At 74.2% G+C, this 18,892-nt stretch carries 20 protein-coding genes; 6 read left to right on the forward strand and 14 right to left on the reverse strand.

Features of this window, described 5'->3' with window-relative positions; genetic code table 11:
- Positions 1-31 precede the first annotated feature (31 nt).
- On the reverse strand, positions 32-406 hold the full coding sequence (locus AB0953_RS03490; RefSeq protein ID WP_366857713.1) for a YbjQ family protein: 375 nt from the start codon (positions 404-406) through the stop codon (positions 32-34).
- A 498-nt stretch (positions 407-904) separates the two neighbouring features.
- Between AB0953_RS03490 and AB0953_RS03495 the strand changes: the two genes are divergently transcribed.
- On the forward strand, positions 905-1,495 hold the full coding sequence (locus AB0953_RS03495; RefSeq protein WP_366857714.1) for an SH3 domain-containing protein: 591 nt from the start codon (positions 905-907) through the stop codon (positions 1,493-1,495).
- Positions 1,496-1,519: 24 nt separating this feature from the next.
- On the opposite strand, the gene AB0953_RS03500 is transcribed toward AB0953_RS03495, so the two are convergent.
- The 4 genes from AB0953_RS03500 to AB0953_RS03515 form a co-directional block, all read right to left on the reverse strand.
- Positions 1,520-1,873 (reverse strand): NTP pyrophosphohydrolase, encoded by a 354-nt coding sequence (locus AB0953_RS03500; RefSeq protein WP_366857715.1) that lies wholly within the window; start codon positions 1,871-1,873, stop codon positions 1,520-1,522.
- A 42-nt stretch (positions 1,874-1,915) separates the two neighbouring features.
- Positions 1,916-2,857, reverse strand: coding sequence for an AAA family ATPase (locus tag AB0953_RS03505; protein ID WP_366857716.1), 942 nt, complete (start codon positions 2,855-2,857; stop codon positions 1,916-1,918).
- A gap of 3 nt (positions 2,858-2,860) precedes the next feature.
- Complete coding sequence (locus tag AB0953_RS03510) at positions 2,861-4,075, reverse strand: RNA ligase (protein WP_366857717.1); 1,215 nt, start codon at positions 4,073-4,075, stop codon at positions 2,861-2,863.
- 119 nt (positions 4,076-4,194) lie between these two features.
- Complete coding sequence (locus AB0953_RS03515; RefSeq protein WP_366857718.1) at positions 4,195-4,629, reverse strand: VOC family protein; 435 nt, start codon at positions 4,627-4,629, stop codon at positions 4,195-4,197.
- A 42-nt stretch (positions 4,630-4,671) separates the two neighbouring features.
- Here AB0953_RS03515 and AB0953_RS03520 point away from each other — a divergent pair, with 42 nt between their 5' ends.
- Together AB0953_RS03520 and AB0953_RS03525 are read left to right on the forward strand one after the other, a co-directional pair.
- Complete coding sequence (locus AB0953_RS03520) at positions 4,672-5,385, forward strand: response regulator transcription factor (RefSeq protein WP_366857719.1); 714 nt, start codon at positions 4,672-4,674, stop codon at positions 5,383-5,385.
- Positions 5,382-6,095 (forward strand): YoaK family protein, encoded by a 714-nt coding sequence (locus AB0953_RS03525; protein WP_366857720.1) that lies wholly within the window; start codon positions 5,382-5,384, stop codon positions 6,093-6,095. The genes AB0953_RS03520 and AB0953_RS03525 overlap by 4 nt, the downstream gene beginning before the upstream one ends.
- A 40-nt stretch (positions 6,096-6,135) precedes the next feature.
- On the opposite strand, the gene AB0953_RS03530 is transcribed toward AB0953_RS03525, so the two are convergent.
- Positions 6,136-7,125 (reverse strand): hypothetical protein, encoded by a 990-nt coding sequence (locus AB0953_RS03530; RefSeq protein WP_366857721.1) that lies wholly within the window; start codon positions 7,123-7,125, stop codon positions 6,136-6,138.
- Positions 7,126-7,237: 112 nt separating this feature from the next.
- Positions 7,238-7,981 (reverse strand): VOC family protein, encoded by a 744-nt coding sequence (locus AB0953_RS03535; RefSeq protein WP_366858155.1) that lies wholly within the window; start codon positions 7,979-7,981, stop codon positions 7,238-7,240.
- A gap of 305 nt (positions 7,982-8,286) precedes the next feature.
- Between AB0953_RS03535 and AB0953_RS03540 the strand changes: the two genes are divergently transcribed.
- Positions 8,287-9,969, forward strand: a complete 1,683-nt coding sequence (locus tag AB0953_RS03540) for a ubiquinol-cytochrome c reductase cytochrome b subunit (protein ID WP_366858156.1) — start codon at positions 8,287-8,289, stop codon at positions 9,967-9,969.
- Between the two features lie 25 nt (positions 9,970-9,994).
- On the opposite strand, the gene AB0953_RS03545 is transcribed toward AB0953_RS03540, so the two are convergent.
- The 4 genes from AB0953_RS03545 to AB0953_RS03560 all read right to left on the reverse strand — a co-directional run bounded on the left by AB0953_RS03545 (position 9,995) and on the right by AB0953_RS03560 (position 13,885).
- A complete protein-coding gene (locus AB0953_RS03545; RefSeq protein ID WP_366857722.1) occupies positions 9,995-10,384 on the reverse strand; it encodes a cytochrome c oxidase subunit 4 in 390 nt (129 codons plus the stop codon).
- On the reverse strand, positions 10,374-12,086 hold the full coding sequence (ctaD, locus tag AB0953_RS03550) for a cytochrome c oxidase subunit I (protein ID WP_366857723.1): 1,713 nt from the start codon (positions 12,084-12,086) through the stop codon (positions 10,374-10,376). The genes AB0953_RS03545 and ctaD overlap by 11 nt, the downstream gene beginning before the upstream one ends.
- Positions 12,087-12,272: 186 nt before the next feature.
- A complete protein-coding gene (locus tag AB0953_RS03555; protein ID WP_366857724.1) occupies positions 12,273-13,352 on the reverse strand; it encodes a glutamate--cysteine ligase in 1,080 nt (359 codons plus the stop codon).
- Positions 13,349-13,885 (reverse strand): type 1 glutamine amidotransferase domain-containing protein, encoded by a 537-nt coding sequence (locus AB0953_RS03560; RefSeq protein ID WP_366857725.1) that lies wholly within the window; start codon positions 13,883-13,885, stop codon positions 13,349-13,351. Before AB0953_RS03560 ends, AB0953_RS03555 begins: the two co-directional genes overlap by 4 nt.
- Before the next feature lie 229 nt (positions 13,886-14,114).
- On the opposite strand from AB0953_RS03560, the gene AB0953_RS03565 reads away from it, so the two are divergent.
- Both AB0953_RS03565 and AB0953_RS03570 read left to right on the forward strand, forming a co-directional pair.
- A complete protein-coding gene (locus AB0953_RS03565) occupies positions 14,115-15,308 on the forward strand; it encodes an AI-2E family transporter (protein WP_366857726.1) in 1,194 nt (397 codons plus the stop codon).
- A 151-nt stretch (positions 15,309-15,459) separates the two neighbouring features.
- Positions 15,460-16,335 carry a SigB/SigF/SigG family RNA polymerase sigma factor gene (locus AB0953_RS03570; RefSeq protein WP_366857727.1) on the forward strand — a complete coding sequence of 292 codons (876 nt, stop codon included), beginning with the start codon at positions 15,460-15,462 and terminating at the stop codon, positions 16,333-16,335.
- Here AB0953_RS03570 and AB0953_RS03575 read toward each other — a convergent pair.
- The 3 genes from AB0953_RS03575 to AB0953_RS03585 form a co-directional block, all read right to left on the reverse strand.
- Positions 16,332-16,841: an ATP-binding protein gene (locus AB0953_RS03575; protein ID WP_366857728.1), complete on the reverse strand. Its 510-nt coding sequence runs from the start codon at positions 16,839-16,841 to the stop codon at positions 16,332-16,334. The genes AB0953_RS03570 and AB0953_RS03575 overlap by 4 nt on opposite strands.
- Positions 16,842-16,979: 138 nt before the next feature.
- Positions 16,980-17,375, reverse strand: a complete 396-nt coding sequence (locus tag AB0953_RS03580; RefSeq protein ID WP_366858157.1) for an FAD-binding protein — start codon at positions 17,373-17,375, stop codon at positions 16,980-16,982.
- 33 nt (positions 17,376-17,408) lie between these two features.
- Positions 17,409-18,779, reverse strand: a complete 1,371-nt coding sequence (locus AB0953_RS03585; RefSeq protein WP_366857729.1) for an MFS transporter — start codon at positions 18,777-18,779, stop codon at positions 17,409-17,411.
- Positions 18,780-18,892 lie beyond the last annotated feature (113 nt).

Consider the following 18,892-nt stretch of genomic DNA (forward strand, 5'->3'; position numbering starts at 1 on the left):
CGCCGCCTCCTGCGCGGCGGGCGTCGAGGGGTCAGGAACCGGTGGGGGCGAGGACGACGGCCGTGCCGTACGCGCACACCTCGGTCCCGACGTCCGCGGCGTCGGTCACGTCGAAGCGCATCATCAGGACGGCGTTTCCGCCGCGTGCCTTCGTCGCCTCGATGAGGCGCTCCATGGCCTGGTTGCGTGTTTCGACCAGGGTCTTGGTCAGGCCCTTCAGTTCGCCGCCGATCATCGACTTCAGGCCGGCGCCGATCTGGCTGCCGAGGTGGCGGGAGCGCACGGTCAGGCCGAAGACCTCGCCGATGACGTGCTCGACGCGGTATCCGGGGACGTCGTTCGTCGTGACGACGAGGACGCCGGTCCGGTCGGCGCCGGGACCGCCGCTGTAGTCGTTGATGCCCATGCGTCCCACTGTGCGGGCGGCGGCGGGCACCCGCATCCGCAGGGCCGGGCCGCACGACAGGCGGGCGGGCCGTCCCGCTCCTCTCCCCCGGCCGCCGGCCGTGCGCGCGGCTGCACGTCAACCCCCTCGGGTACCACGCTGGTTGTACGGCATGGCCACCCTGGGCGGTAGGCCGAATTCACCCTGTGGATGGGCGAGCCGGGGCGGCACCCGCGCGTAGATTCGCCGGGTCGGCAGCTGTCGACACCGGCCCTGCCGCGAGCGGGGCCCGTCGCGCGGCCGTGCCCGTTCGGGGGCGGGCACGGCCCTGCGCGGTTCCGGACCGGCGGCGCCCCGCACAGACAGGGCAGATTGGGTATTTCGGGCTAAACCGCGGTGCGTCATCGGGGCGGTGCGACGTCCTCTCGCCATAGTCGTGCTTGGCGACCGCCTGGTTGCCGCCCCCGGCCCGCCGTGCAGCGCGCGGCCGGGCGGACGTCTCCACAGAGGAGCCTGCCCATGCAGAAGCCTGCCAGGACCGCCCTCGCTCTCGCCGCCGGAAGCCTGGTGCTCGGCGTGGTCGGCACGGGCGCCGCCGTCGCGGACGGCGGCCGGACCGAAGACCCGTCGTCGCAGCAGGTCGTGCTCGTCGAGCCGCGGGGCGACCAGCCCGGGAAGTACGACGACAGGGACTACGCGGTGGGCAAGGTCGTCGCGCGCGGCTCGCTGAAGGTCCGCAACTACCCGTCCACCAGCGCCCGCGTCATCGGCCAGGTGAAGTCCGAGCAGAGGGTCGCGATCCTGTGCAAGATCCGCGGCGAGAAGGTCGACGGGAACGACCTCTGGTACCGCCTCTACATCAAGAACAAGCACTCCGACGAGCACGGCGACGGCCGGGAGGACGACGGCCGCGGCGACGAGGAAGAGGAGGCGACGGACGAGGGGGCGACGGACGAGGAGGAGGGAGCGGACGACTGGGGCGACTCGGACGACTCGGCCGACCGCGCGGTTGCCCGCAAGGACCGGGGAGGGGATGACAAGCAGCAGGAGAAGGCCTGGGTGTCCGCCCGCTACGTGAAGAACCTGAGCACCGTGATCTGGTGCAACTGACCCTCCGGTCCCCGGGCCGTCCGGTCAGTTCTCCGGGCGTACGGCACGCGGCCCCACGCACTGCGCTCCGTACGCCCGGACCCGGGCGCGCAGCTCCCGGTCCGCCGTGACCACGGTGCAGCCGCGCTCCGCGTACGACGCCGCCAGCTCCACGATCCGGTCGTCCCCGCTCCCGGGCGCCGAGTCCACGCGTACACCGGGTACGGACTCGACGCCCCGGGCGGCTCCTTCGACGACGAGGACGACGTCCTCCCCCTCGGCGCGCTCCCGACGGGCCAGCAGGTCGCGCAGCCGCTCGGCCGCGGCCCGCCGGTCCCGCCACCAGCCGTCGGGGACCGAGCCGACGACGTTCGCCCCGTCCACGATCAGCACGCTCACGTCCCCAGTATGGTCCGCGCGCGGCGCGTCGTGCGCGGCGGCCTAGAAGTCGCCGTAGTTGACCTGCCAGGTCGGCAGCCCCATGCGGCGCCAGACCGCGACCACCCGGTCCCGGTCGTCCAGCGACACCCGTACCGCGTAGCGGTGCCGCACGTGCGCGTCGAACAGCTCGGCCTTGACCACGTCGTCGCGGCGGGTGTCGCCGAGCGGGCGCATCCACAGCTCGTCGTAGGGCACCTCGTGCCGCTCCAGCCACTCCTCCGTCTGCGGACGGTGCTCCTCCCCGCGCCCCGACAGCAGGACGATCCTGTCGCCGTCGGCCCGCCGGAAGGCGTCCAGGGCGTAGCGCACCGGCTCGTTCAGCGCGTCGATCCCGCAGCGCGAGAAGTCGTACGGGCTGCGGTCGCCGGTCAGCGCGAGCGTGCCGTCGATGTCGCACATGACCGCGGAGGGCAGCGAGGGATCGGGCGTGTACGGCTCCACCGGCGGCTGGTCGTTGAACCACTCCGCGGTGAGCCGCCAGCCGCCCTTCCTGGCGCCGGCGTGCTTCTGGGCGAGGATCCGGATGACCTCCTCGCCGACCGGCCGCTCGCGCGCGGCGTCGCGGCGCAGGCACTCCTCCACCGGCACGTCGGTGAAGTCGTGGACGACGAAGGTGGCGCGCCCGGCGACGGCCGCCTTGAGCCGCTTGGGGATGCGGGACGTCAGGTGCGTGTTGTCGACGACCACGTCGAAGCCGTCGTCCACGGCCGCGCGGACCGCGGCGTCCTGGATCGCCAGCACGGTCTGCTCGTGCCGGTACGAGCGGCCCCGCCCGGGGTCCGGCACGTCGAGCATGCTGCGCAGGTCGTCCAGGTTGACGCGGCGCATCCGCCCGGCGGCCTCGGCCTGCAGGGCGCGCGCGGCGGTCGTCTTCCCCGAGGCCGGCAGCCCTGTCATGACGTGGACGACGGGACGTGCGGGCCCTTCGGGTACTGCGGACACTGGTCAGTTCTCCTCATCGGTCGTGAACGGGTCGGACGCCTGCGGCCGGACGTGCCGCCACACGACGAGCTCCGTCGGCCGGTTGTCCAGACGCAGGAATGCCGCTGCGCGGATCCCGCTGTCGGGCAGCAGTTTCGCGGCGCGCGCGAACGCGCCCCGGTCGGCGGCCAGGTGCGCCAGCCCCGCGAACGCCTCGTCGATGGCCCGCTCGCGCCGGGCGGCCTCGTCCTCCAGGCGGGCGATCACCTCGCGCACCCAGGCGTCGAACTCGTCCGGCACCTGCTCCAGCAGCGCGTCCAGCGGCTTGCCGCCCGAGGCCTCGACCTCGGCGGTGCTGCAGCCCAGCGCCTGTGCGACCTGCCCGGCGGGCAGGCCGGCGAAGCGCTGGATGCCGTGGCTGCGCCAGATGTCCCGTTCGGTGACACCGGTGAGCACCTTGTGCAGGCGTACGTACTCCGACAGCTTGGCCTTAGCGCGCACGCCCGAGGCGAAGCGCAGGACGAAGCCCTCGGCGTCGGTGCCGGTGGCGGCGGAGCCCCCGGGCAGCGTGTTCGACTCGGTCAGTGCGATCAGCTCGTCGAGCGGCATCGCCGGCCAGACGGTGACCACGGAGCCTATGCCCTCCCAGTGGGCCGCGGCCTCGGCCAGCGGGACCTCAGTGCCGTCCCGGCCGAACGCGGCGAGGAGCACAAGGTCCCGGCGGTCGCCGTAGTCGACGACGATACGGTTCTGCGGGTAGAGGATCTCGGCCAGGTACGTCACTCCGGGCACCAGCGCCGAGGTGTCGCGGCCGTCGAGGCGCCGCTGCGCCCAGGTCGCCTGAGCGCTGATGAAGGAGCCCTTGGAGGCGACCCGCCAGGCGCCCGCGTAGTGGAAGACGACCGCGAGGCTGCCGTCGACCTTCTCGTACACCTCGAACGGCTCGTCGGGCAGGGCCGGGGCGTAGGGCCGGCCCGCCTCGTGCTCGCCGACGTTGAAGAACTTCGGCAGCGGCAGCGCGACGACTTCCCCGGTGGCGTCGTCGGCGACGAGTCCCCGGCAGCGCACGGTCACCCGGTTCCAGGCCCCCTCGTACTGGGCCGTCCGCGTGTACGTGTAGAGGGACAGCGGCAGTTCGGGGTGTGCCTTGCGGCTGACGAGGCCGGCGTCGATGGCGGCGGCCAGCTCCTGCCGCGGCAGCAGGTCGTGCAGGTTCAGGTAGGCCTGGCTGTGGCCCATGGGGTTCCTCCCGTTGCGAGTTGCCTCATTCTCGGCTGCGGGAGGGCCGGCCCGGTAGCGAATTATGCCTGGTGGAAGGGGCACGGGTGGCGGCCGGCGGCCCTGCGCTCCCGGACTCGTCAACGGGACACGCAGAGCTCGTTGCCCTCGGGATCGGCGAGCGTGGTCCAGGTGAAGGGCCCCTGGCTGCCCTCGTGCAGGAGCGTGGCGCCCTTGGCGACCAGCCGTTCGACCACGGCCTCCGGGGCGTCGGAGCCGGTGCGCACGTCGAGGTGGACCCGGTTCTTGACGGTCTTGGCCTCCGGGACGAGCTGGAACAGGACGCGGGGCGCCCGCTCGAGGCCCTCGGGGTGGCGGATGGCGGCGCCCGCCTTCCAGACCAGCCTGCCGCGGTGCGTGGCGATGTCGTCCTGCGCGGCCCGTCCCTCTTCGAGCATCCGGCGGATGAACCCCTCGTCGGTCGGCTCCACTTCCCATCCGAGTGCATCCGCCCACCAGTCGGCGAGCGGGTGCGGGTCGCTGCAGTCGATGGTCACCTGGAACGTGTAGGTCATGGGGGGACCCTACTGAGGAGCACTGACAACCGGGGTGCGTGCATGGAACGGGGCCACGTGGCGCGGGTCGTCGTCGCGGACGACGAACCCGTGGTCCGCTGGAGCCTGCGGACGGGCGTCGAGTCGAGCGGGGAGTTCCACGTGGTGGCCGAGGCCGCCGACGGGGAGGAGGCGCTGGAGGCCGTACGGGCCCACCTGCCGGACGTCCTGCTGCTGGACACCCGCATGCCGCGGCTGAACGGCGTACGCACGACGGCGGCGCTGCACGCGGAGGCGGCGGCGGAGGCGGGGGAAGGGGACGTCGGGGCGGGAGCGGTGGCGGGGCCGGTCGGCATCATCGTCATGACGGCCCTGGGCCTCGACGCCGAGGTCGAGCAGGCCCTCGTCCTCGGCGCGGACGGCTTCCTCCGCAAGGACGCGTCCCGGGAGGAGCTGCTCGCCGCGCTGCGGGCCGTCCGGGACGGCGACGCCGTCCTGCCGGCGGAGGTGCTGCAGCGCGTCCTCGGCGCCGTGCCGGCACCCGGCGCCGCCGCGCGGCGGCAGGCCCGTGACCGGCTGGCCGAGCTGCCGCCGCGGGAGGCCGGGCTGCTGGCGCTGGTCGCGCGGGGGCTGACGAACCGGGAGATCGGCGAGCGGCTCGGACTGGACGAGGAGACCGTGGCGGGCCGGGTCGGCCTGCTGCTGGCCGAACTGGGCGCCGCCAACCGGCTGCAGCTCGCGCTCCTCGCGCACGCCGCCGGGCCGGAGGGCGGGTGAGGCGGCGGACCCGGCGCGGGATCCTGCAGAGACTGGCGGAGCTGCTGTTCCCCCCGCCGCGGGAGGGCGGCGGCCTGCCGCACGGGCTGTTCCCGCCGCTGCTGGTGGCGCTGACCTTCGTGAGCGGGCTGGTCGATGCGGTGAGCTACCTGTCCCTCGGGCACGTCTTCGTCGCCAACATGACCGGCAACGTGGTCTTCCTGGCCTTCGCCCTCGCCGGCGGGCACGGAGTGTCCTCCTCGGCCTCCCTGCTGGCACTCGCCGCCTTCGCGGCCGGGGCGCGCGCGGCCGGGCGGGTGCACCGCGACTGCCCCGCCGAGCGGCTGTTCGTACCGCTGGTCCTGACGCAGGCCGCCCTGGTGGCCGGTGCGCTGGTGCTGTCCGTGGCCGTGGCGTGGCGGCTGCCGGTGGTCGGGCTGCTCGCGCTCGGCATGGGCGTGCAGAACGGGGTCGTGCACCGGCTGGCCGTTCCCGACCTCACCACCACGGTGGTGACGCGGACCCTGACGGGCCTGTTCGCCGACCTGTGGGGGCCGGCGTCCGTCCGGCGGCTGGTGTCGGTCGGGGTGCTGTTCGCCGGGGGTCTGGCCGGAGCCCTGCTCACGGTCCACCGGGAACCGTGGTGGGCCCTGGCCCTGGCGGTCGCCCTGCTCCTGTGGACCACCGCCACGGCCCGCACCGCCCTTTCCGCCCGACCCCGGACTCGGTAGGCAGGCCCGGCGACTCCGGACCCGCCGGCGTGCCCGGGGGTCAGGGGCCGCTGCGCGGGGTCGGCCCGGCGCCGGCGGCCGGGCGGCCGGCGGCGAAGGCGGCGAAGGTCAGGAGCCAGGCGCCGACCGCGATCCAGAGCAGCACCTCGCCGATCGGGCGCAAGGCCCCCACCCCGGTCGGCCCCGCCGCGGACAGGCAGGCCGTGGCCGTCATCCCGAGCGGGAAGACGGTCGCCCAGCGCCGGCCGTCGTAGTGCGGCCGCCACCGCCGCACCTCGGCGGCGAGCAGCAGCACGTACCAGGCGAGGGACAGCGCGAGCGTCACCAGCGTGGTCCGGCGCAGCACCTCGTGGCCCCCTCCGGTCCAGACGGGCTCCGCGGTGAGCCGGGATGCGGCGAGGGCGGAGACGGCCAGGGCCCCGCCCGCCACCCAGTGGTCACCGGCTCCCCGCACCACCTCGCGCAGGTCGAACCGGCGCAAGGCCTGCACGTAGAGCAGCAGCCCGAGGCAGAAGGCGGCCAGCGACGCCCAGGCCAGCCAGTACCAGTCGCAGGCGGCGGCCAGGACCGCGGCCAGCACGGCGAGACCCTGGGTGGCGACGCAGACCAGGAAAGCCGTTCCGGGCAGTCGCCGACCCCAGTGGCGCAGGACGGCGAGCAGCAGCCCGGGCCACAGGGCGGCCGCCAGGGCGAGGAGGGCGGCCGCGGCGGTGTTCCACCCGAACAGGGAGATCCGGCAGCCGATGACGGTGGTGGCGGCCACGGCGGTCAGGGCCGCCGGGGTGACGGCCTCGGCCCGGAACCGGCCCCGGTCGCCGACGAGCCGGGCGGTGAAGTCGAGGGCCAGGACCAGCCAGAGCGCCGCCGCCAGGGCGAAGGCGATCAGCGAGGGGGTCGCGCGGCCGGCCAGGTGCAGGCCGACGGAGAGGATGCCGGGGGCCATGACCGCGGCTCCCGCGGCCGGGGTCAGCCCTGTCCACCCGCGGCGGCCGCGCGGGGAGAGCGCCTGCTTCACCCTCCCACCGGACACCGCGGGCCCGTGCCGCGCGACCGCGGTGGCCCATTGGTGGCGCGGTGCCCCTCGGCGCGCGGAGCCGAGGGGGGTCGTCGCGGCCGGGCAGCGGTGCGGGGGGGGGCTCCGGTCAGGGGGGTGTGGGGCGGGTGGCCGTGAGGGTGAGCATGGCGCCCTCCGGGTCCCGGATGGTCACCCAGCGTTCCGCGGGGCTCGAGACGATCGTCGACAGGGTGGTGCCGCCGGCGGCCGTGACCGCGTCGATCGCCTCGTCCAGGTCCGGGACGCGGAAGTAGACGTGCCACCGCGGACGCGATTCCGGGACGTGCGACGCCGCGTCGGCCACGCCCCCGTTCAGCCGGGCCACCGGCTCCCCTGCCTGCCGCAGCACGACCTGGTCGTCCTCGTAGCCGACCTCGCAGCACCCGGGCCGGCCGGTGGCCCACTCCAGCACCTCGCCGTAGAAGATGGCGGCCTCGAAGGCGTCCCGCGTGCGCAGTTCCAGCCAGGCCGGCGAGGGGCCCCGCCCCACCCGCCAGTCGGCGGAGACCCCGCCCTCCCAGATCCCGAACACGGCGCCGTCCCGGTCGGCGGCGACGGCGCCCCGGCCGCCGGAGGCGAAGGAGACCGGCCCGACGGCGATGGTGCCGCTGCGCTCGCGGATGCGGTCGGCGGTGACGTCCGCGTCGTCGACCGCGAAGTACGGCGTCCAGGTCACGGCGACGGCCAGGTCGCCGGCCAGCGCACCGATCCCGGCGACCGGGACCCCGTCCAGTTCGGCGACGGTGAACGCGTCGCCGAGCCGCGCGGGCCGGAACTTCCAGCCCAGCACCGCGCCGTAGAACTCCTGTGTCCGCTGGAGGTCGCGGGCCATGAGGCTGACCCAGCACGGGGCGCCGAAGACCTCCCTCGTAGAAATCTCCACGATGCACGCTCCGTCCTTGTCTCGCCCATCGTCGCGTCGGCGGCCGCGCCCCGCACGTCGGGCGCGGGCGCAGGTGCCGGGGCGGGGTGGTCACCACCATCATGCGCCGCGCCGCCGTGTCTTGATTGATCCCCGTTTGTGGCGTTGGGTAGCGTTGCCGTCACTTCGGGCGCTGTGCCCGGCCCTCCCGGGAGGTGTACGCGGTGGCGGCGTCGACACGGACCACGGGCCCGGGGCCGGCCGGGCCGCCAGGGCTGCGCAGGACGCCGCCGCGGCGCGCCGGATGGCGGGCGGCGGGGCGGCTGGACGAGCGGCTTCCGCTGGCCGAGCTCACCCGGTCGGTCCTGCGCAAGGTCTTCCCCGACCACTGGTCCTTCCTCCTGGGCGAGCTGGCCCTGTACAGCTTCGTGGTGCTGCTGCTGACCGGGGTGTTCCTGACCTTCTTCTTCGACCCGTCCATGGCGGAGGCGGTCTACCGCGGCTCGTACGCGCCGCTGCGCGGGACGCGCATGTCGCTGGCGTACCTGTCCACGCTGCGGATCAGCTTCGACGTGCGCGGCGGGCTGCTGGTCCGGCAGATCCACCACTGGGCGGCCATCGTGTTCGTCGCCGCGATCGGGGCGCACATGCTGCGCGTGTTCCTCACCGGCGCCTTCCGGCGGCCGCGCGAGGTGAACTGGACGATCGGGGTCACCCTGTTCATGCTGGCCCTGCTGGAGGGCTTCGCCGGCTACTCGCTCCCCGACGACCTGCTGTCGGGCACGGGCCTGCGCATCGCCCAGGGGATCATGCTGTCCCTCCCGGTGGTCGGGACGTACGTGGGCATGTTCGCCTTCGGCGGCGAGTTCCCGGGCCACGACATCGTCTCGCGCCTGTACCCCTTGCACATCCTCCTCGTGCCGGGCCTGCTGCTGGCGCTGATCACCGTGCACGTGCTGCTGGTCTTCGTACTGAAGCACACCCAGTGGCCCGGCCGCGGCAGGACCGGCCGCAACGCGGTGGGCCTGCCGATGTTCCCGCGGTACGCGGCCAAGTCCGGCGGGCTGTTCTTCTGCGTCTTCGGGGTGCTGGCCGCGCTGGGGGCGCTGGCGCAGGCCAATCCGATCTGGGTGTACGGCCCGTACCGGCCCGACCTGGTCTCCACGGGTTCCCAGCCGGACTGGTACATCGGGTTCCTGGAGGGTGCGCTGCGGCTGATGCCGGGGGTGGAGACCCGCTTCCTCGGCCACACCCAGAGCTGGAACCCGCTGGTGACGGGGGTGCTGCTGCCCGGCCTGCTGTTCACGCTGCTGTACGCGTACCCGTTCTTCGAGCGGTGGATCACCCCCGGGGCGGGCGAGCGCCACCTGTGCGACCGGCCGCGGGACCGGCCGGTGCGGACCGGGTTGGCGCTGGGGGCCCTGTCGTGCTACGCCGTGCTGCTGGTCGCGGGCGGCCAGGACGTGGTGGCGTTCGTCTTCGACGTGCCGGTGGCGGCGGTGACCTGGGCGCTGCGGGTGGCCTTCTTCGTGCTGCCGGCGGTGGTGTTCTGGACGGTCCGGCGGCTGTGCCTGGGGCTGCAGGCCGGGGAGGTGCGGCGGCTGGCCGAGGGCGAGGAGTCCGGGCTGGTCCGGCAGGACGAGGGCGGCGGCTTCCATCCGGAGCACCGGCGGCTGACGGCCGAGGAGAGCTACGCCCTGCTCGTACGGGAGCGGCCGCGCCCGCTGGACCGTCCCGACCGGGCGGCCGCGGGCGGGCGGGTGCCGGCCGCGGTGCAGCGGGTACGGGCCGGGCTGAGCGCCTGGTACTACGCGGACCGGGTCCGCTACCCCGAGACGGCGGCCCGGCGCCGCAAGACCAGGGCCGTCCTGGCGGGGCCGGACCGCCCGCCGTACGGGGCCGCCGACGAGGACCCGGAGGACGGCCGGGGGGAGGAGCGGGGGTCGCAGGCCCCCTGATCCGCCGCGGCGGCGACGGCACCTGCTACTGCGGATGGTCCAGCGTGCGGAAGGCGAAGCCGAGCACGGCGGGCAGCAGCACGCCGAACCCGATGAGGCACAGCCACAGCCCCTGGACCACGCCCAGGCCGATCAGCGCGCTGCCGGCGGCGGCCGTGACGGGGACGTAGGTGCCGGCCGGGAAGAACTCGCGCCGCCCGCCGGCCTCCCGTACCTCGCCGGAGCTGCGGTCCTCCGGGCGTTCGCCGCCGCGCCGGTGCTGGCGCCACAGGAAGGCCGCGATCAGCGACGTCATCAGGAAGGACACGGCCAGGGCGGCGGTTCCGGCCGGTTCCCGGGAGAAGGAGGCGTAGACGGCCGTGGTGGCGGCGAAGAACAGGGCCGTTCCGGTGAACAGCCAGGCCTCAGTCTTCACGGGCTACCTCCGGGTGGTGCAGGTCGAAGGCCGGGGACTCGGAGCGGATCTGGGGCAGGGAGTGGAAGTTGTGCCGGGGCGGCGGACAGCCGGTCGCCCATTCGAGTGAACGCCCCCAGCCCCAGGGGTCGTCGGAGGTGACGCGCGCCCCGTACCGCCAGGTCTTCCAGACGTTGTAGAGGAAGGGCAGGGTGGACAGGCCCAGCAGGAAGGCCCCGATGCTGGAGATGCTGTTGAGGACGGTGAACCCGTCGGCGGCCAGGTAGTCGGCGTACCGGCGCGGCATGCCCGCCTCGCCGAGCCAGTGCTGGACGAGGAAGGTGGTCTGGAAGCCGATGAACAGCGTCCAGAAGTGGATCCTGCCGAGCCGCTCGTCCAGCATCCGGCCGGTGAGCTTGGGCCACCAGAAGTAGAAGCCCGCGAAGGTGGCGAAGACGATGGTGCCGAACAGGACGTAGTGCAGGTGGGCGACGACGAAGTAGCCGTCCGTCAGGTGGAAGTCCATCGGCGGCGAGGCCACCACGACGCCCGTGAGGCCGCCGAGGAGGAAGGTGACGAGGAAGCCCACCGACCACAGCATCGGCGTCTCGAAGGAGAGCGAGCCGCTCCACATCGTCCCGATCCAGTTGAAGAACTTCACGCCCGTCGGCACCGCGATGAGGAAGGACAGCAGGGAGAAGAACGGCAGCAGCACGGCGCCGGTGGCGAACATGTGGTGCGCCCACACCGTCGCGGACAGCCCGGTGATGGCGATGGTGGCGCCGATGAGGGAGACGTAGCCGAACAGGGGCTTGCGGCTGAAGACGGGCACGATCTCGCTCACCACCCCGAAGAAGGGCAGCGCCACGATGTAGACCTCGGGGTGGCCGAAGAACCAGAACAGGTGCTGCCACAGCAGTGCGCCCCCGTTGGCCGCGTCGAAGACGTGGGCGCCGAACGTCCGGTCCGCCTCCAGCGCCAGCAGGGCGGCCGTCAGCACGGGGAAGGCCAGCAGGGCGAGGATCGAGGTGAACAGCACGTTCCAGGTGAAGATCGGCATGCGGAACAGGGTCATGCCGGGCGCGCGCAGGCAGACGATGGTGGTGATGAAGTTGACCGAGCCGAGGATGGTGCTCAGGCCGGCCACCACCAGCCCCATGGCCCACAGGTCGGAGCCGGTACCCGGGGCGAACGCGGCCGAGTTGAGCGGGGCGTAGGCGAACCAGCCGAAGGGGGCGGCGCCGTCCGCGGTCAGGAAGCCCGACACCACGATCAGCCCGCCGAAGAGGTACACCCAGTAGGTGAAGGCGTTCATCCTGGGGAAGGCGACGTCGGGCGCGCCGATCTGCAGCGGCATGACCGCGTTGGCGAAACCGGTGAAGGTCGGGGTGGCGAACAGCAGCATCATCACGGTGCCGTGGATGGTGAAGAGTTCGTTGTACTGCTGGTTGGACAGGATCTGCGTGCCGGGGCGGGCGAGTTCCGCCCGCATGAGCATGGCCAGGACGCCGCCGAACAGGAAGAAGGCGAAGGCCGTCACCAGGTAGAGGTTGCCGATCACCTTGTGGTCGGTGGTCGAGAGCCAGCGCAGCACCGCCGAGCCCTGGCCGATGCGCCGCGCGGTGCGCTGCTGCTGCGCTGTGCGGGCCCGCGCCGCCCGCTCGGATGGGGGCGCCTCGGGTGCTTCGGGCGCCCCGTGGGGCGAGGGGTCCACTGACGCCATCCGTCCTCCCGAGCCGAGCACTGCCCTGTGCCCTGCCTACAGGCTCCGCGTCCGCCGCGGCGGGCGGCGCGCCGCACGGGTGGCCCGGCCGGACCCGGTCAGCCCGCCGGGGCCGGTCAGCCGCCTGCCCGGTCGGAGTGGCCGGGGCCGGTCAGGGCGCCGGGGCCGGTCCGGGCGCTGCCCGGCTCATGCGGTGATGAGGTCCGTGAGGGCCGTGATGCCGCCCTCGGCCAGGGCGCGGCGCTGGCGGTCGGCGGGGGTGCCCTGCTGGAGCAGCCGGTGCAGGAGGGCGCTCACCTCCCGCAGGTCCCCGGAGTCCTCCAGGGCGGGGGTGATGTGCTGGACCAGCATGCACAGCACGTCCCCGGCGCTGCGCCGGCGGCCCTGCGGGTCCATCAGGGTGCTGCCCAGGCCGTGGCGCGCCGCGTGCCAGACGGCGGCCTGGAGCAGTTCGGGAGGGCAGCCCACCGGTGCCGCCCCCGCCTGCTCCTCGGCGATCGCGGTGGTGACCAGGGCGCGGACGATGCCGGCGAGGAGGACCGCGTCGTCGGCCTCCAGCTGCACGTCGAGGCAGCGCACCTCCAGGGTGGGGTAGCGGTCGGAGAGCCGGACCTGCCAGTACAGCTGCCCCCGGTCGGCGATCAGGCCCGTCTCCAGCAGCATGCCGATGCGGTTCTCGTAGTCGGTGAGCGTGTGGAAGTACGGGGGCGGGCCGCTGACCGGCCAGCGGCCGAAGACGATGGTGCGCCAGCTCGCGAAACCGGTGTCGCGGCCGTCCCACAGCGGGGAGTTCGCCGACATCGCCAGCAGGGTCGGCAGCCAGACCCGAAGCCGGTTCATGACGGCCACGGCCGTCTCCCGGTCGGGCACCGCGACGTGCACGTGCATGCCGCAGATGAGCTGCTCGTCGACCAGCCGGCCGGCCTCCTCCCGCATCTTCAGGTAGCGGGCGTTCTGCGTGATCGGGACCGGCGTGCCGTCCCGGAGCGGGGCGGTGGCGGTCATGGCGACGCGGCAGCCGTTCTCCTCGGCCGCGGTGCCCACCGCATGGCGCAGCCGCAGCAGGTGGCCGCCGACCTGTTCCAGGTCGGTGCACACGGGTGTGGCGACCTCGACCTGCGCCTGGAGCAGCTCGTGCTGCACCTCGCCCTCGTCCACGCACGTCGCGAGACCCGCCTTGGCCCGGACCTCCTCGCTCAGGGCCACCGGCAGGTGCGTGTGAGGATCCAGCAGGACGTACTCTTCCTCGACCCCGACCGTGGTCATCTCGAGCCGAACTCCTCCGCGAGGGCCGTGCAGAAGGCGTCCAGGTCGGCCGGCTTGCGGCTGGTGATCAGCGTGGCGGGCGCGGCCCGGCAGACGTGGACCTCCTCGTCCACCCAGGTGCCGCCGGCGTTGCGGACGTCCGTGGCGAGGCTGGGGTACGAGGTGAGGGTGCGGCCCCGGACGACGTCGGCCTCGACCAGGGTCCAGGGCGCGTGGCAGATGGCCGCGACGGGTTTGCCGGCGTCGAAGAAGCTCTTGACGAAGGCGACGGCGCGCCGGTCCGTCCGCAGGGCGTCGGGGTTGGCGAGGCCGCCGGGCAGGACGAGCGCGTCGAAGGCGTCCGCCGTGTCTCCGGCGAGGACGTGGTCGACGGTGTGGCGGCCGGCCTTGTCCAGGTGCCGGTACGCCTGGACCTGTCCGGGCCGGGTGGAGACCAGCACCGGATTCCATCCGGCGGCGAGGACGGCCTTCCAGGGCTCGGTGAGCTCTACCTCCTCGACGCCCTCGGGGGCCGTCAGAAACGCGATGCGCACCTGGGTCATCTCCTTCGCTCCGGGGCCGGGCCGGGCCGGCGCCTGCTCGTGCGTTGCGCGCCTGCCCCTCCCGCTCCACCTCAAGCATGGCAGGGATACCCCGCGGCGGAACCTGGGCATCCGCCGCATCCTTCGGGGGAATCCGCCGGGCGGCGGGTGGGAGGCCCGCTCCCGCGTGGCACTTCGTAGGCGAGACACCCGTGCACCTGGCCATCGGCTGAGGGGGTACATGAGCAGGCGATCCGCGGCGCAACCGGCGCGCCGCCGGGCCGGGCCGCGCGCGCCGGACCCCGACCGGGCCCGCATCCGGGCGGCCGCCCGGCGGGTCCGCGCGTCCGGGCGCCGGCCGGGCGGTGGCGGGCCCCCGTCGCGGCCGTACGCCGCGTCGGTGTCGCCGTCGCTGCGCACGGCCGCGGAGTACTCCTGGCGGCTGCTGGTGATCGGCGCGGTCGTGTACGCGGTGTTCGCGGTGCTGGGCCGGTTCCACGAGGTGGGGGTGGCCGTCTTCCTCGGGCTGGTGGTGTCGGCGCTGCTGCGGCCGGTGGTCGACCTGCTGGACCGCTGGATCCCGCGCCCGCTGGCCGTGGCCACGGCGCTGGTCGGCTCGATCGTGCTGCTGCTGGGCGCGCTCGCGTTCGTGGGCGAGACGGTGGCGGCGGAGTGGGGCTCGCTGGTGGCGGAGTTCCGCCAGGGGCTCGACCGGCTCCAGCCGCTGCTGGCGCGGGCGCCGCTGCGGCTGGATCCGCATGCGCTGACCGGGCTGGGCGAGCGCATCGGCTCGTACCTGGCCTCCCACCGCGCGGACCTGCTGAGCACGGCGGTGACCGGCGCGGGGCGGGTGGCGCAGGCACTGACGGTGCTGGTGCTGGGGCTGTTCTGCTCGATCTTCTTCATCTCCTCGGGCGACCGGCAGTGGACGTGGGTGTGCGCGCAGTTCCCGCGGAGCGCGCAGCCGCGGCTGGCGATCGCGGGCCGGGCCGCATGGCTGACGTTCACCGGCTACACCCGCGGCATCGTGCTGGTCGCCGCGACGAACGCGCTGCTCGTGGGCATCGCGCTGTATGCGCTGGGGGTGCCGCTGGCACTGCCGCTGGCGCTGCTGGAGTTCTTCGCCGCGTTCATCCCGCTCATCGGGTCGCCGGTGGCGCTGGCGGTGGCCGTGATCGTCGCCCTGGCCGCCAAGGGGCCGCTGATCGCGGGGCTGGTCGTCGTACTGATCGTCGTCATCGGGCAGATCGAGGGGCATCTGCTGCACCCGCTGCTGATGAGCTGGGCCGTGCGGCTGCACCCGTTGGTGGTGGCCCTGTCGGTGGTCGCGGGGGCCATCGCGGCGGGCGTGGTGGGCGCGGTGGTGGCCGTACCGCTGGTGTCGGTGGTGTGGTCGGTCCGGCAGGCCCTGCGGCGTACCGCTCCGAGGCTCTGACGGGGCGCGGCGCGGCGGCCGGGAGCAGGGGTTTCGCCCGGACGCGGAAGATTCGCTTCGCGCGCCGCTTGTCCGGGTATATCCCTAGAAAGCTCACGAGACGGCCGCGCCGCACGTTCGTGCGCTGCGACCATCCGTCGGAGGAGCCGACATGAGGTACACCGAGGTCACCGAGGGAATCCCGCAGGACACGCTGAGTGTGAGCACCGGCGAGGCCCGCGCCCTGTCGGAGACCCTTTTCCGCAGGCTGCACCACCTGGACGAGGGCAGCGCGGCGTACTCGTACGTGCGCAACACCCTCGTCGAGCTGAACCTGAGCCTGGTGAAGTACGCGGCCCGGCGCTTCCGCGGCCGCAGCGAGCCGATGGAGGACATCGTCCAGGTCGGGACGATCGGGCTGATCAAGGCGATCAACCGGTTCGACCCGGACCGGGGAGTGGAGTTCACCACCTTCGCACTGCCGACGATCGTCGGTGAGATCAAACGGTTCTTCCGGGACACCAGCTGGGCCGTCCGGGTGCCCCGGCGACTCCAGGAGCTGCGGATCGACGCCGCGAAGGCGCACGACGCACTGGAGCAGGACCTCGGCCGCGAGCCGACGGACACCGAGCTGGCCGACCACCTGCACCTCACGGCCGAGGAGCTCGCCGAGGGACAGAAGGCGGCGCACGCCTACTCCGCGCGCTCGCTGGACGCTCCGGCGCGCGAGGACGGCGACCGGCACGCCTACGCCGAGCGGCCCTCGCTCGGCGAGGACGAGGCGGCCTACGACCGGATCGAGTGCCTGGAGGCGCTCAAGCCGGCCATGGCGGCGCTGCCGCCGCGCGAGCGGACCCTGCTGTCGCTGCGCTTCGGGGGCGAGCTGACCCAGTCGGAGATCGGCGAGCGGCTGGGGCTGTCCCAGATGCACGTCTCGCGGCTGCTCAGCCGGACCCTGGCCACGCTGCGGGCGAGCCTGCTGGAGGACCCTCCCGCGGAGGACGCGCAGGAACCGCAGGACGCCCGGGGCGCCCGGACGGACGGCTAGAGCCGTTCGCCCAGCGCCGTGCACCCGTCCGGGGTGAGCGGTGAGGGGACCTCCGCCCACACCGTCTTGCCGGGTCGCCCGTCGGCGTAGGGCTCCCAGCCCCAGCTGCGGGCGAGCCGCTCCAGTACCAGCAGCCCGTGCCCGCCCGGGAGGGCGGGATCGGCTGGCGTTCGGCGGCGGGGGGGCTCGGGGCTCCCGTCGCCGACCTCCATGCGCAGCCCGCCCCGGGCGAGGCGCAGGACGAACTCGCGGGGGCCGCCCGCGTGCAGGCAGGCGTTGCTCACCATTTCGGAGACCATGAGCAGGACGTCCTCGACGGCGTCCGGGCAGTCCGGGCAGTCCGGTTCGGGGCTGCGCGGCGGGCCCGGGCGCAGGGCACCGGGTTCGGGTTCGGCTTGGGCGATCCAGCGCCAGTCGGCGAGCGCACGGCGGGTGAATTCGCGGCAGCGGCTCACCACCCCGGCTGTCGCGCCCTCGAGGTTCAGTCTGCGGATGTGCTCGGTCACGGCTTCTCCCCCGCGCCGCCGGTGGCCCCGGCCTCCGTCGCGGTCGCCCGGAACGAGAACCGCCGCACCATGGTGCCTCGTCTCCTGTCCTGCGTCCTGTCCGTTCCCCGCCCGTCTACCCGGCACGGAGGAGAAAATTCACCGGCTTGACGGCACCCCCGACGGGCCGCGGCAGAACCCTGCCTGGTCGGGGAGGTCCGGCAGGTCGGGCGCGCCTGCCGATGGCCTGTCCGACGGTGCGGTCGGCGATGTCCTGATGCCGGCCGAGGCGCCGTTGCCGAGGGCGAAGGCCGTCCCGTGGGGCCGGACCGCCGTGTACACGTCGGCCGTGCGGGCGCCGCCGGCGGCGGTGACGGGCCCGGTGGAGCCGTCCGCGCTCACGCGGTGCAGCGCGCCGAGGTCGACGACGAGGCCGGTCCCGACGGAAAGGCGGGCCTGGCTGTGGCCGCCGCTGCGCGCGACGACGGGGGTGCCGGTGTCGCGGGCCCAGGCACTTCCCCCTCGCTTCCGGTGGTTTCCCCGTCGCGGGGGAATCCGGTGCCGGGGCCGCGGTGCGCCGTGACGGGTTCAGGCGGCGGGTGCGGCGCCCGAGGCGGTCGGGAGGTGGGGCCCGGCCGGTGCGGGCCGTACGGCATCCAGCCGCCGCATGCTGGCCCGGCGCTGGACGACGGCCAGCCCGGCGACCGCGGCTCCGAGCCCGAGCCAGCCGGCGGGCCCGGCGGTCATCACGGCGCCGGTCAGCAGCAGCGGTCCGGCGGCCTTCTGCGCGGCGGAGGAGATGCCGGCCACGCCCAGGTACGAGGCCCGCGCCTCCCGGGGGGCCAGGGAGACGGCCAGTTCCCAGGAGGTGACGGAGCGCACGAGCTCCGCGGCGGTGACCAGCACGGCGGCGGCGAGCAGGGCCGCCGAGGCGGCCCAGGCCCCGTGGGCGGGGGTGAGCGCGAGGAGGGTGCAGGCGGCCAGCATGGCCACGCCGTACCAGCCGACGGCGGCCGCGGCCTGGCGGGGCGTCTCGACCCTGGCGGACACGGTCAGCTGGAGGACGACGACGAGCACCGTGTTGATCACGAGGAAGGCGGGGACCACGGCGTGCGGGGCGTCGGTGTGGTGGACGAGCCACAGCGGCAGCCCGACGTTGAGGAGGGAGTCGTCCAGGGTCATGGGGATGTCGAGGAGGACGAAGCGGAGGTAGCCGCGGTCGCGCCAGGGGTTCTGCCCGCTCGGCGCGCCGGGGGCGGCCGGCCCGGCGCCGCCGTGGGGGGCTCCGCCGTGCGCGGCGACGCGGCCGTGGCCCTGCGGTTCGCGGGTGCGCCACACCAGGACCGCGGCGGCGAGGAAGGAGAGGGCGTTGGCGAGGATGAGGGCGTCGTAGGCGGTGCGGGTGCCCACGGCGAGGCCGAGGGCGGCGATGCCGGCGCCGAGCGCGTAGCCGGCGTTGGCGGCGCTGCGCGACAGCGCCTGGTAGGTGGCGCGGCGCTCGCCCGCCACGCGGGTGGCGAACAGCATCTCCAGCGTCTTGGCCGCCCGGTCGCCCAGGGTGGTGAGGGCGACCACGAGCAGCAGGACCTCGAAGCGGGTGACGACGAGCAGGGCGCACAGGGCCGCCAGACGCAGCAGGTGGCAGGCGATGAGCAGCGGGCGGAGCGCGAAGCGGTCGGCGAGGTGGCCGGCCAGGGGCGAGCCGGCGACGCCGGCGACCGCGCCCGCGCCCAGCAGCAGGCCGAGGCGGCCGGCGTCGAGTCCGACGACGAAGGTGAAGAACAGCACCGAGGAGGCGGCCCAGACGCCGGTGCCGGTGCGGTCCACGAGCTGGCCGACCAGCATGATGCGCGCGTCCCGGCCGCCGGGCGGGCGCCGCAGCTGGGCGAGCAGACCGCCCGTGCCGCTCGCGCCGCCCGGCCTGCCGCTCCTGGTGCGTGCGCCGTGCCGCTTCCCCATCCCAGGCCTCCGAGTGCCGAGTTCCCCGTAGAAGTATCTCGATGTCGAGATACCGCGCCGCAGCCTGCCGGAAATCAATCTCGACGTCAAGATATTTAGGACGGCGATACGCT

Source organism: Streptomyces sp. NPDC046866 (genome assembly GCF_040704625.1).
Lineage (GTDB): Bacteria > Actinomycetota > Actinomycetes > Streptomycetales > Streptomycetaceae > Streptomyces.